The sequence below is a fragment of the Streptomyces capitiformicae genome (assembly GCF_002214185.1).
In the GTDB taxonomy this organism is placed as follows: domain Bacteria; phylum Actinomycetota; class Actinomycetes; order Streptomycetales; family Streptomycetaceae; genus Streptomyces; species Streptomyces capitiformicae.
This window is the reverse complement of the sequence record NZ_CP022161.1, coordinates 4,984,925-4,997,447: the sequence shown is the minus strand read 5'-3', so window position 1 is coordinate 4,997,447 and position 12,523 is coordinate 4,984,925. Positions and strand designations below refer to the sequence as shown.

Here is a 12,523-nt window from a genome sequence, read left to right as displayed (position 1 = left end):
TCAGCACGCCTTCCTGACGGTGACGGTGCGGGTGCGGGTGCCGGGGCCGGTGCCGGTCAGGCGACCTGGCGGAACACCGGCAGATAGCCACCCGACTGCCCCGCGGCCTTCGGGTGGTACGACTCACCGATGTTCAGCAGGTTGAGACCGTGCAGCCACGCGCTGCCGGAGCACAGTTCGTGGCCGGTGAACACGGAGCGGACGTCGCCGAAGGTGAAGCCGTGGTCGGCGGCGCGTTTGGCGATCGCGCTGTTCAGGTAGTCGGCCGCGTTGTTGATGGCGGACCGCTTGTTCTGGGACAGCCCGGGGCAGGTGCCGCCCAGTTTGTAGAACCGTGGGTAGCCGAGCACCACCACATGGGCGGCGGGTGCCTTCGCCCTGATCGCCGAGTAGACACTGTCGAGCCGGCCGGGCAGAGTCGAGTCGACGTACGCCTTCGCGGTGTTGATGCGGGAGGCACAGGCGCTGTCGGACTTCAGGACGCAGGTGGTCATGACGTCGGCGAAGCCGGCGTCGTTGCCGCCGATGGTGAGGGAGACCAGCCCGGTGTTCGGGCCCAGCGGGCCCAGTTGACTGGCCAGAACATCACCCGTTCGGGCGCCCGAGCAGGCCGTGAAGTTGAAGGACGAGGGTGAGTTGGCGGCCGCCCAGAGGTGCGGGTAGGCCTTCGTGCTGCGCTTGCAGTCGCCGCTGGAGGAGATGTAGCTGCCCGCGCCGACACCCGAGGAGTACGAGTCGCCGAGGGCCACATAGCCGGTGGGGGCGGCCTGTTGGGACGCCTGGGCCGTTGTCGCCCCGGTGAGGGCGGTACCGGCGGCGAGGAGGAGTGAGGTCGCGTATGCCGCAAGTCGGGAACGTCTCATGGAACCTCCCTTTAGCAGGATCTCTGCCTCAACCGTCGTAGCAACTACGCGGGTTGATGGGAAGTGTTCATGTCAATACTTTCCCGGCCCTACCGGAACGTACCCACCTTCCTCAACCTGTGTTCGATTACGGATGTGTGACAGAAACATGACAAGGCCTCAACTCTCTTGAGCTACCTGCCCGGATCGATCAATCTGCTTACAGCCGTGAGCGGAACGCGACGCTCCTGGTCGTGAGTGCGAGCACGCACACACCCCCCACAGACGCGCGCCCCACCCAGGCGCGCGCCGCCTATGAGGAGGACTCCCTCGTAATGGCAGAACTGCGTAGCAAGAAGACCCGTGTCGCCGCCGTCACCACCCTGGCGACCGCCGCCCTGCTGGGCGGCCTCACCGCGATGCCCGCCCAGGCCGCCCCGGCCGAGGGCAAGGTACTCGCGGCCGACTCCCCCACCGCCATCAAGGACAGCTACATCGTCACGCTCAAGAAGAGCGCGGGCCTCAAGGCGGCGTCGAGCCAGGGCAAGGACCTGATCAAGGAGTACGGCGGCACGGTCAAGCGGACCTTCAAGACCGCGCTCAACGGCTACTCGGCCGAGCTCTCCGCGACCGAGGCGAAGAGACTCGCCGCCGACCCGGCGGTCGCCTCCGTCGAGCAGAACCAGGTCTTCACGGCCGACGCCACCCAGACCAACGCCCCGTGGGGCCTGGACCGTTCCGACCAGGCGTCGCTGCCGCTCTCCGGCACGTACACCTACCCGGACAGCGCCGGCAGCGGCGTGACCGCGTACGTCATCGACACCGGCGTCCGTATCTCGCACTCCCAGTTCGGCGGCCGGGCGGTCAACGGCTTTGACGCGGTGGACGGTGACAGCGTCGCGCAGGACGGCAACGGCCACGGGACCCACGTGGCGTCCACCATCGCGGGCTCCACGTACGGCATCGCCAAGCAGGCGAAGATCGTGGCCGTGCGTGTGCTCAACAACTCCGGCTCCGGCACCACGGCCGGTGTCGTCGCGGGCATCGACTGGGTGACCGCGAACCACAGCGGCCCCTCGGTCGCCAACATGTCGCTCGGCGGCGGCGCGTCCAACGCGCTCGACACGGCCGTCCGCAACTCCATAGCCAGCGGCGTCACCTACGCCCTCGCCGCCGGCAACAGCAGCACCAACGCCGCCTCGACCTCCCCGGCCCGGGTCACCGAGGCGATCACGGTCGGCTCCACCACCAGCACCGACGCCAAGTCCAGCTTCTCCAACTTCGGCTCGGTCCTGGACATCTTCGCCCCGGGTTCGTCGATCACGGCCGGCTGGCACACCAGCGACACCGCGACCAACACCATCTCGGGCACCTCGATGGCCACCCCGCACGTCGCGGGCGCGGCCGCCGTCTACCTGGCCGGCCACACCTCGGCCACCCCGGCGCAGGTCGCCTCGGCACTGACCGCCGGGGCCGTCACGGGCAAGGTCACCAGCCCGGGCGCCGGTTCCCCGAACCGTCTGCTCCAGATCGTCCAGTAACACCAACCGGCCCGTTCTGAACGGGAGTTCCCCGGAGGCGCAGCCCGCCTCCGGGGAATCCTCGTATTCGGGCGTCTTGACTGCCCCTCACCCCCTGCGCGACATTGAAGCCCGGCATCCGGCGCTTCGGGGGGCAAAGTCGCCAATGCAGACCATAGGTATCAAGCCGTCTCCCTCTTCGTCGAGCGGTGCGGGGCCGCCGCGAGGGGAAACCCGGAGGGATCTGTCGCCGCTGTTCGCGGGCGCGGCCGCGGCCGTCGCGGGGGTCGGCGCGGTGCTCGCGTTCGCCGACGCGGACTCGGTGCTGCGCGGCCCGTTCACGCTGTTCTTCCTCCTCGTCGCGCCGGGAGCCGCCATCGGCACCGGCTTGCGCGGACTGGCACCGCTCGGCCGCATCGTGGCGTCCGCCGCCGGTGCGATCGCGGTGAACCTCCTCGTCGCGCAGGGCATGATCGCCACGCATTCGTGGTCGATGCCCGGCGGAATCGCGGCCGTGACCGTGATCAGTTCGCTCGTTCTCCTGCTGACTCCACTGCGGCGCCTGCGCGGCCGCACGGAGAGAAGACGGACCTGACGTGGACATCAGTGTGTACCGCCCCGGCGAACTGACCGCCGCCGACCGGGCGGCCTGGACCGCTTTGCAGTCGAAGGCCCATCTCCACGGCGCGCCCGAGCTGGCGAACCCGTTCCTGTCCCCCGAGTTCGCCCTCGCGGTCGGCCGCTGCCGGCGCGGGGTGCGGATCGCGGTCGTACGCGAGGACGGTGAACCGGCGGCCTTCTTCCCGTTCCAGAGATCCGCCGTCGGTGTCGGCAGAGCCATCGGCCTCGGCCTCTCCGACTGCCAGGGCGTGGTCCACCGCCCCGGCTTCACCTGGGACGCCCACGCGCTGCTGCGGGCCTCGGGACTGGCCGTATGGGAGTTCGACCATCTGGCGGCGGGCCAGACGCCGTTCGCACGCCACGTCACCGGCACCTTCCCGTCGCCGGTCATGGATCTGGAGCAGGGCTACGAGGCCTATCTCGGCCAACTGCGCGCCGACTCACCGAAGTTCATCAGGACGACACTCGCCAAGGAACGCAGGCTCGGCCGGGCGGTCGGCGAGGTGCGCTATGTGCACGACGAGCGCGACCCGAGGGTCCTGCGCACCCTGATGGCCTGGAAGTCGGCGCAGTACCGCAGGACCGGGCGCAGCGACCGCTTCGCGCACCCGTGGATCACCCGGCTCGTGCACCAGCTCTTCCACACCCGCTCCGACTCCTTCACCGGCCGGCTGTCGGTGCTGTACGCGGACGGCAAGCCGATCGCGGCCCATTTCGGGCTGCAGTCCGAGCGGGTGCTGACCTGCTGGTTCCCGGCGTACGACCCGGCGTTCGCGAAGTTCTCGCCGGGGCTGCTCCTGCATCTGCACATGGCCGAGGAGGGCGCCGCCGACGGCATCGCGTACCTCGATCTGGGCCGTGGTCAGAAGCAGTACAAGGATTCCCTGAAGACACGGGAGATCTCCGTGTCCGAGGGGTGGGTCACCCGACGCCATCCCGTGGCACTCGGGCACCGGGCTCGCAGGGCCCCGGTCCGGGCGCTGCGGAACACGGTGTTGGCACGACCGGAATTGTTCGAACCGGCAGACAAACTACTGAAGCAGATGGGCAAAATCCGGTCAGGACGACAAGTATCGGACACAACAACAAAAACGTGAGGCCGAGTAATAGGCCTTGCCATACGGGCTCAATCATCAATACCTTCATACATCGTTGTACATCCACCCGCATCGGTCCGTCGGCACATGCTCCAAGGGGAGGGCTCGAGGAGCGAGACGGTCCCGGCGCGGGGCGCGGTAGGGGGGTGCCGTGCTCGGTGATCACGCTGTTGCCGAGTCGTGCCGCGCGACCGACTGCCGAGTCGCGACAGTCGGCCGGCTTTTTGCCAGCTCACCCGGTATGCACAAAAGATCGATACGGAGATCGATACGGAGATCGATACGGAGATCGATTTCGCATGCCGTAAGTGAGAACCCCCCTTTCGAACCGGACACAAAGCCGGACCGCCCAGGGGCGGGCGGTCCACCGGACGAGAGGGACCAGACTCATGAGCTCAGTTCTGCGCCCGGCCATTTCCGAACCGGCCATATCCGATTCCGAGTCCGATACCACGCCGGCCGAGTCGGAGGCGCTCGCCAAGTACCGGCCGATCTCCCATCACCTGGCCATCGCGCCGCCGGTGAGCGTGGTGATCCCCGCCATGAACGAGGCGGAGAACCTGCCGTACGTGTTCAAGACCCTGCCGGGCTGGATCCACGAAGTGGTCCTGGTCGACGGCAACTCCACCGACAACACCGTCGAGGTGGCCCGTGAGTTGTGGCCGGACGTCAAGGTCGTGCCGCAGCGCGGGAAGGGCAAGGGGGACGCCCTGATCACCGGGTTCGAGGCGTGCACCGGCGACATCATCGTGATGGTCGACGCGGACGGCTCGGCCGACGGCCACGAGATCGTGTCGTACGTCTCCGCCCTGGTCTCGGGCGCGGACTTCGCCAAGGGGTCCCGCTTCGCCAACGGCGGCGGCACCGACGACATGACCCTGATCCGCAAGCTCGGCAACTGGGCGCTGTGCACCACCGTGAACCGGAAGTTCGGCGCCCGTTACACCGACCTCTGCTACGGCTACAACGCGTTCTGGCGGCACTGCCTGGACAAGATCGACCTCGACTGCACGGGCTTCGAGGTGGAGACCCTGATGAACATCCGGGTTGTCAAGGCGGGCCTGAAGGTCCAGGAGATCCCGAGCCACGAGTACCTGCGCATCCACGGCGCGAGCAACCTGCGGGCCGTGCGCGACGGGCTGCGGGTGCTGAAGGTGATCCTGAAGGAACGCTCCAACCGGCGTGCGCTGCGCAGCCGTTCGCACGCGACGATGCTCACCGCCGGTCAGGGAGAGTCGTCTTGAACGAGCCGGCCGTCTCGGTCGTCATCTGTGTGTACACCGAGGACCGCTGGGAGGACATCCTCGCGGCGGTCGCCTCGGTGCGCGCCCAGTCCCGGCCGGCCCTGGAGACGCTCCTGGTGGTGGACCACAACCAGGGCCTGCTGGAGCGTCTCACCAGGGAGTACAAAGAGGTCGCCGAGGTGAGGGTGCTCGCCAACGCGGGCCCGCGCGGACTGTCCGCCGGCCGCAACACCGGCATCGCCGCCTCGCACGGCGAGATCATCGCCTTCCTCGACGACGACGCCGTCGCCGAGCGCGACTGGCTCGCGTACTTCGCCGAGGGGTACACCGACCCCCGGGTCATGGCCGTCGGCGGCCGTACGGTCCCCATCTGGGCGTCGGGCCGCCGCCCGGCCTGGTTCCCGGAGGAGTTCGACTGGGTGGTGGGCTGCGCGTACAAGGGCCTGCCCGGCGGGGTCGCCCGGGTGCGCAATGTGCTCGGCGGCAACGCCTCGTTCCGCCGCACCGCGTTCGACGCGGCCGGGGGCTTCGCGACCGGCATCGGCCGCGATGGGGACAAGCGTCCGCTGGGCTGCGAGGAGACGGAGCTGTGCATCCGCCTCTCCCGCGCCAGACCGGACGCGATCCTGCTGCTCGACGACCGCGCGGTGATCCACCACCGGGTGCCCGATGTGCGGGAGCGCTTCGGGTACTTCCGCACGCGCACCTACGCCGAGGGCCTGTCCAAGGCGCTGGTCGCCCGGAGTGTCGGCGCCGGCAAGGGTCTGGAGTCGGAGCGCCGCTACACCACCCGCGTGCTGCCCGCCGGGGTGGCGCGCGGGCTGCGGGACGCGCTGCTCGGCCGTGCGGGGGGCGCGGGGCGCGCGGGCGCGATCGTCGCGGGGGTGGCCGCGGCGGCCGGGGGGTACGTTGTCGGGAGCGTCCGGGCCCGCAGGGGTGACGTCACGTTCTCGGTGGGCGAACTCGCCAAGAGCACAGCGGGCGAGGGGGGCTCGTCATGAACGAAGCGGCGGTACCGATCCTGATGTACCACGCGCTGTCCACCGCGCCGAACGACGCCACCCGGGACCTGTCCGTGGCCCCGGAGGCGTTCGCGGAGCAGATGGCGCTCATCGGGGACCTGGGCTTCACCCCGGTCGACACGGCCGCTCTGGCGGCGAGCTGGCGGGACGGCCGCCCGCTCCCCGCCCGGCCCGTGCTGATCACCTTCGACGACGGCTACGAGGGCGTGCACCGCCACGCCCTGCCCGCCCTCACCAAGCACGGCTTCGCCGCCTCGCTGTTCGTCACCACGGGCTGGCTCAAGGGCTCGTACGACAACGGCGGCGGCCTCGACACCATGCTCGACTGGGACCAGGTGCGCGAACTCGCCGAGAACGGCGTCGAGATCGGCGGCCACAGCCACACCCACCCCCAGCTCGACGACCTCGACGAGGACCGGCTCCGGTACGAGCTGCGACGGTGCCGGCAGATCGTCGCCGACGAACTGGGCACCCGGCCCGCCTCCTTCGCGTACCCCTACGGCTACTCCAGCCGCCGGGTGCGCGTCGCGGTGCGCGAGACGGGGTTCGCGCAGGCGCTGGCGGTGGGCAACGCGCTCGCCCGGCGCGACCAGGGCCCGTACGCGCTCAGGCGGGTCACGGTGCGCCGCTCCACCGGAGTCGAGGAGTTCGAGCGGCTGATCGAGGGCCGTGCGATCGGCCGCAACTTCGCCCGGGACCGTGCCCTGACCAAGGGGTACGCCATGGTCCGAAGAGCACGACAGGTCCGGAAGGCCATCCGTTCCCGTGTCTGACACGACGACCACCACGGCCGAGCAGGCCGAGACCACCACGGCCGAGGCCACCAAGGGCGCCGAGCAGCGGTCCGGCTCCGGCCGTCGGCTGCGACTGCCCGGACTGGGCAAGGGGGCGGGAGGCAACCAGCTGTTCCGCAACGCCTACGCCCTGATGCTCAACACCGGTATCTCGGCCGTACTCGGTCTCGGCTTCTGGCTGGCCGCCGCCCGCTACTACACCGAGGACGCGGTCGGTCAGGGCTCCGCCGCGATCGCCGCGATGAAGCTCCTGGCGGGGCTCACCGCGCTGACGCTGACGGGTGCCCTGGCCCGGTTCATCCCCGTCGCCGGACGCGGCACGGGACGGCTGGTCTTCCGTACGTACGCGGGCAGTTCGGTGGTCGTGGCGCTGGCGGCGGGCATGTTCCTGCTGACGCTGGGCCTGTGGGGGTCGTCGTACCGCTTCCTGCACGACCCGGTGAACGCCGTGTTCTTCGTGCTCGCGGTGGTCGCCTGGTCGGTGCTGACGCTTCAGGACGGGGTGCTCACCGGGCTGCGCAGCGCGGTGTGGGTGCCGGTCGGCAACACCGTGTTCTCGGCGGTGAAGCTGGTGCTGCTGGTGCTGTTCGCGGCGGCGGTCCCGACCATGGGTGTGTTCGTGTCCTGGGTCGCGGCGATCGCGATGTCCGTGCTGCCGCTGGGCTGGCTGGTGTTCCGGCGCCTGATCCCCCAGCACGTCAAAGCCACCGAGGACCACGCGCGTCCGCCGTCGTGGAAGGAGATCGGCCGCTTCCTCGCGGGCGACTACACCGGCTCGCTGTTCTCGCTGGCCGTGGTCTATCTGGTCCCGGTGATCGTCGCCGCCCAGGTCAGCTCCGCCGACAACGCGTACTTCTACATCACCACCACCATCGGCGGCACGGTCAATCTGCTCGCCATCAACATGGGCGCCTCGCTGACCGTCGAGGGCGCCCACGACCCGGCACGCCTCGCCGCCAACACCCGGGCCGCGCTGAAGCGGATGGCGCGGATCATGCTGCCGGTGTGCGCGGCGCTGTTCTTCGGGGCGCCCTGGATCCTGGCCGTCTTCGGGCAGGGCTACGCGGACGCGGCGACCGTGCTGCTGCGCTGGTTCGCCGTGGGCGCCCTGCTGCGGGTCGTGATGGAGACGTACTTCGCGGTGCTGCGCGCCCAGAGCCGTACCGCCGGACTCGCCTGGCTGCAGGGCCTGTTGTGCGTCCTGGTGCTCGGCCTGACGCTGCTCCTGCTCCCCCGGATGGGCCTGACCGGCGCGGGCATCGCCGAGGTCGCCAGTCTCGCGGTGATCGTGCTGGTCGCCGCGCCCAGGCTGTACAGGATCGTACGGGGAGCGCCGCCCGCCGAGGTACCGGCGGACGCGGCACCGGACGGTGACCTCGCCGACCTGGGCAAGGTGGCCTCCGCGGCGAAGAAGCAGAGCGGCGCCTGGTCCCGGCGGCTCGACTCCGACACCCTCGCGCTCGGCCTCCACGTCGACTTCGACCATCTGGAACGCCGCCCCGACGTCCGCCCCGGCCCGGGCACCCCGCCCACCGGAACGGCGGCGCTCCGCAGGGACCACCGGCCGACCTGGGCCCTCAGGACACCACCGGCGGTGGGCCTGCCCGTGGAGAGCCGGGCCCCCGGCTCGGAGGCCTCACTCGGCCCGGCCGAAGTACCGGAGGTGGACGCGCCGTTCGAGGAGGGCGAGGAGTCCGTGTCGGAGCGCGAGGAGGCCGTACCGCAGGCGACCGCCGCACGGCAGGAGTCCATCCCCCGCGAGACCGTGACGCCGCGGGCCGCCCAGAAGCCCGTACGGGAGCCGGTGAAGCCGTCCGAGGTACCGCTGCGGGAACGGCTGCTGCACCCCACGATCACCGGCGTGGTCCTCGGCTGTCTCCTGCTCTCGGCACTGCTGCTCTACTGGGTGCCCGCGCTGGCGCTGAACGACAACGACCTGGACCGGATGGACGGGCTCGGCCTGATCTCCGTGCTGCCCGCACCGACCCTGGTCGGGGCCGCGCTGCTGGCCACGGTCTTCGCCTCACTGCTGTGGCTGGGCCGCGAGCACAAGGGCCTGCTCCTCATCACCCTCCTGGCCACCGTCGTGTCCCTGCACGCCCTGCCTGCCGTGATCGAGACCGAGCCCCGCTTCGCGACCGCCTGGCAGCACCTCGGCTTCATCGACTACATCGACCGCACCGGCTCGGCCGTACCCGACCTGGACGCCCGCTGGAGCTGGCCGGGCTTCTTCGCGGCGGCCACGTTCGTCGCGCAGGCCTGCGGGGTCACCGACTTCACGGAGATCATCCGCTGGTGGCCGACGGCCATGCAACTGCTCTACCTGGCGCCCATGTTCCTCCTCACCCGCCATATGCGGGCGGGCTGGCGCGCGAAGTGGACGGGCATCTGGATCTTCGTACTGAGCGGCTGGGTGGGTCAGGACTACTTCTCCCCCCAGGGCTTCACGTACCTCCTCTACCTGGCCTTCGTGGCGATCCTCCTGGTCTGGTTCCGCGCCCCGCGCATGCTGTGGGGCAAGGTGCGCCCAGGCGAGGCGGAGGTGGAACCGGCCGACCGCCGCCAGCGGGCCGTCCTCCTGATGGTCCTGATCGCGCTCTACGCGGCAACGGTCCCCGCCCATCAGCTCACCCCGTTCGTGATGCTGGGCGTGCTCGCGGTCCTGGTCCTCGTCGGCCGTTGCGAACTGCGCGGCCTGCCGATCCTGTTCGCCGTGATGGTCGCCGTGTGGCTGGGCTTCCTGGCCGAGCCGTACTGGTCCGGCCACTTCGACGAACTCTTCGGCGGCGTCGGCGGCGTCGGCGGAAACGTCACGTCCTCCGTCTCCGGCCGTATCGGCGAAGGCAGTTCGACCCACAAACTCGTGCTGTACGCGCGCGTGGCCCTCGCCGGCACCGTGATGCTCCTGGCCTGCTACGGCTTCTGGCGCCGCCGCGAGAACAAGTACCGCGAACGCTCCCTCCTCGTCCTGACCTTCATCCCGTTCCTGGGCTTCGGCATGCAGTCGTACGGCGGCGAAATGGCCCTGCGCGTCTTCATGTTCGCCCTCCCGGGCGCCGCCCTGCTGGCCGGGCTCGCCCTGTTCCCACGCACCGGCGTCACCGCCAAGGAGCGCGACAAGGACCGGGTGAGCCTCGCCCCGCTGGCCGCCCTCATGGCCGGCGTCGTCCTCATGGGCGGCTTCCTGATCGCCCGCTGGGGCAACGAGCCCTTCGAGCGCGTCCGCACGGGCGAGGTCGCCGCCATGGAGTACGTGTACGCCCACGACGACCCGACCCTGCGGCTGCTCTGGCTGAGCGACGACCCCGTGAACTCGGTGACGCCCGCGATGCCGTGGGGCGCCCGGGACATGGAGAAGGTCGAGTACGTGCCGACGCTCGCACCGAGCGACCCGGTCCTGGTGTCGGGCCTGGTCAAGTCGTTGAAGGACGCCGGCCCCAACTCCTATCTGATGGTCAACCGCAGTCAGGTCGTCTCGCTCCAGCTGGACTCCGGTTACTCCAGGAACTGGGAGTCCCGGCTCATCCAGAACCTCGACAAACGGGGGGAACTGAAGCGGGCCTTCACCAACGAGGACGTCACGATCTTCGCCCTGCGGGACCAGCCCGGAAAGGCCCCCGAGCCCGACCCCGGCCCCATCGGCCCCCAGGTGACCTGGACCCCGTGGTCGGTGGTGGGCGGCCTGGCGGCGATCGCCCTGATCCTGCTGCTGAGCGCCCGCGAGTTCGTCCGGGTGGCGGTCCGTCCGAGCGTGCGCCAACTCCGGTGGTTGCAGAGCAGCTTCTGGTTCAGCCTGCCGCTGCTGGCGGTGTTGCTGGCGTCGCTGGTGCAGAGGTTCCTGACGATGGGCTCTTCGTAGGAGCTCAGCGCTTGAGCCACTTCACCTCGTACGCGCCCATCTCGAACTTCTCCCCGTCGATGTCCGCGCTGATCGAGCGATCCAGGGTGTTGACCACCAGCACGGCCTTGTCGTCGGCCAGCACCCGCACGTTCGGCTTGTCATCGTCGGCGACGGACACCGTCTCGTACGTCGTCCCAGGCGGGAACTCCCTGCTGAACCGGGACAGCAACCCGAACATCGGCAGCGACTCACCACCGTCGCTCTTGTCGGTCGGCGTCCACAGGCACCCAGGGCACTCCCCGGTCTTCTCCTCCGGATTCCAGTAGAACCCGGAGGTCGCCCCGCCCTTCGCCATACCGATCAACCCGGATGCCTGGACGGCGACGCGACGGGTCTCGGACCAGCCATGGCGGTTGTCGTCACCGTCGGCGGGCTCGACGTAGTACTCGGCCCACCACAGCGGCAGATCGCCGGAACGCTCCCGCACCCACTGACTCACGGCCGTGAACTTCTCGGTCGCCGCGAACTCGTCCGGCAGCAGATCGTCGTCCTTGGTGTAACTGGAGCCGTCGACGACCACGAAATCCGCGCCGGCCTTGTTCTTGTTCCAGTAGTCGAACGCGTCGAGGACCCGCTGGTCCATCGCCCCCCACGCGCCCTTCAGGGACGTGGACGCATCCTGCTTCTGGCGCGGGTCGACGCTGTCCATGACGAGATACGGCCCGCCGACCATGATGTCCTCGTCGACCTTCTTCAGGGCCTTGTGGACGAGGTTGTACAGCTCGGTGTAGCCCTCGTAGTCCCAGCGGGCCTCGCTGTCGTTCCAGAAGCCCTTGAACTCGTTCCAGACGATGAAGTGCCGTACGTCGGGGTACCGCTTGGCGACGGTCGCGGCGAGGGCGGCGTAGTCCTCGAAGTGCTCGGGCTCGGGGGCGGTCTCCAGCGCGGCCTGGCTCCAGTCCGTGCTGTCGGCCCCGGACTCACCGCCCTTCATCCAGTCGGGGGCGCAGCACAGGGTGACGACGGGCGTGCCACCGGTGGCGCGGACGAAGTCGATACGCCGGTCCATCTCCTCGAAGTCGTAACGCCCCTTCACGGGTTCGGGATTGCCGGCGCCCCAGCCCATGATGTGCTGGATCTGCGGCAGGGGCTGATCGGCGAGGCGTTCCTCGACCCGCTTCACCGCAGCCTCGCTGCCCCTGTCGGCGCTGTACTGGGTGTGGGTGAAGCCCCAGCCCACGTCGGGCCCGATGTCGCCGGACGGGACGGCGGGCGTGCCGTGCACCTTGTCGCCGTCGCGGGAGGTGCCGGCGGTGCTTCCGCCGTCCCCGGGAAGCGTGTTGACCAGGGTCACGACGAGGGCCACGGCGGCCGCCCCCACGCCGAGGAGTGCGGTGAGTCGCCACCGCCGCTCCCCCGAATTCCACCCATGACGTGCCATCAAGGGCAACAGTAACGGCGCGAGGTGGCGGTGGGGGAGCTTCCGCGGTGAACTCCTGAGCCGGGGTCGCCGTCGCCGCCGACAGGATTCGGCGCGCTACG

At 69.8% G+C, this 12,523-nt stretch carries 9 protein-coding genes; 7 read left to right on the top strand and 2 right to left on the bottom strand.

The window, feature by feature from the left end:
* Positions 1-56: 56 nt before the first annotated feature.
* Entirely contained in the window at positions 57-863 is an 807-nt protein-coding gene (locus tag CES90_RS22295) for an SGNH/GDSL hydrolase family protein (protein ID WP_189787009.1), read from the bottom strand.
* A gap of 314 nt (positions 864-1,177) precedes the next feature.
* Here CES90_RS22295 and CES90_RS22290 point away from each other — a divergent pair, with 314 nt between their 5' ends.
* The 7 genes from CES90_RS22290 to CES90_RS22260 all read left to right on the top strand — a co-directional run bounded on the left by CES90_RS22290 (position 1,178) and on the right by CES90_RS22260 (position 10,999).
* Positions 1,178-2,383: a S8 family peptidase gene (locus tag CES90_RS22290; protein ID WP_189787010.1), complete on the top strand. Its 1,206-nt coding sequence runs from the start codon at positions 1,178-1,180 to the stop codon at positions 2,381-2,383.
* Positions 2,384-2,528: 145 nt separating this feature from the next.
* The gene (locus tag CES90_RS22285; RefSeq protein WP_189787011.1) at positions 2,529-2,957 is read left to right on the top strand and encodes a hypothetical protein; all 429 of its coding nucleotides are present in this window, start codon (positions 2,529-2,531) and stop codon (positions 2,955-2,957) included.
* A 1-nt stretch (position 2,958) separates the two neighbouring features.
* On the top strand, positions 2,959-4,080 hold the full coding sequence (locus CES90_RS22280) for a GNAT family N-acetyltransferase (RefSeq protein ID WP_189787012.1): 1,122 nt from the start codon (positions 2,959-2,961) through the stop codon (positions 4,078-4,080).
* Positions 4,081-4,469: 389 nt separating this feature from the next.
* Positions 4,470-5,324, top strand: a complete 855-nt coding sequence (locus CES90_RS22275; RefSeq protein WP_189787013.1) for a glycosyltransferase family 2 protein — start codon at positions 4,470-4,472, stop codon at positions 5,322-5,324.
* Positions 5,321-6,325, top strand: coding sequence for a glycosyltransferase family 2 protein (locus CES90_RS22270; RefSeq protein ID WP_189787014.1), 1,005 nt, complete (start codon positions 5,321-5,323; stop codon positions 6,323-6,325). Before CES90_RS22275 ends, CES90_RS22270 begins: the two co-directional genes overlap by 4 nt.
* Positions 6,322-7,119 (top strand): polysaccharide deacetylase family protein, encoded by a 798-nt coding sequence (locus tag CES90_RS22265; RefSeq protein WP_189787015.1) that lies wholly within the window; start codon positions 6,322-6,324, stop codon positions 7,117-7,119. The genes CES90_RS22270 and CES90_RS22265 overlap by 4 nt, the downstream gene beginning before the upstream one ends.
* Positions 7,112-10,999, top strand: coding sequence for a lipopolysaccharide biosynthesis protein (locus CES90_RS22260; RefSeq protein WP_189787016.1), 3,888 nt, complete (start codon positions 7,112-7,114; stop codon positions 10,997-10,999). Before CES90_RS22265 ends, CES90_RS22260 begins: the two co-directional genes overlap by 8 nt.
* Positions 11,000-11,003: 4 nt before the next feature.
* Here CES90_RS22260 and CES90_RS22255 read toward each other — a convergent pair whose 3' ends face one another.
* The gene (locus tag CES90_RS22255; RefSeq protein ID WP_189787017.1) at positions 11,004-12,422 is read right to left on the bottom strand and encodes a GH39 family glycosyl hydrolase; all 1,419 of its coding nucleotides are present in this window, start codon (positions 12,420-12,422) and stop codon (positions 11,004-11,006) included.
* Positions 12,423-12,523 lie beyond the last annotated feature (101 nt).

Coding starts and splice junctions, on each gene's coding strand:
- CES90_RS22275 (WP_189787013.1), top strand. CDS start 4,470: ATGAGCTCAGTTCTGCGCCCGGCCATTTCCGAACCGGCCATATCCGAT.
- CES90_RS22265 (WP_189787015.1), top strand. CDS start 6,322: ATGAACGAAGCGGCGGTACCGATCCTGATGTACCACGCGCTGTCCACC.
- CES90_RS22285 (WP_189787011.1), top strand. CDS start 2,529: ATGCAGACCATAGGTATCAAGCCGTCTCCCTCTTCGTCGAGCGGTGCG.
- CES90_RS22290 (WP_189787010.1), top strand. CDS start 1,178: ATGGCAGAACTGCGTAGCAAGAAGACCCGTGTCGCCGCCGTCACCACC.
- CES90_RS22295 (WP_189787009.1), bottom strand. CDS start 863: ATGAGACGTTCCCGACTTGCGGCATACGCGACCTCACTCCTCCTCGCC.
- CES90_RS22255 (WP_189787017.1), bottom strand. CDS start 12,422: ATGGCACGTCATGGGTGGAATTCGGGGGAGCGGCGGTGGCGACTCACC.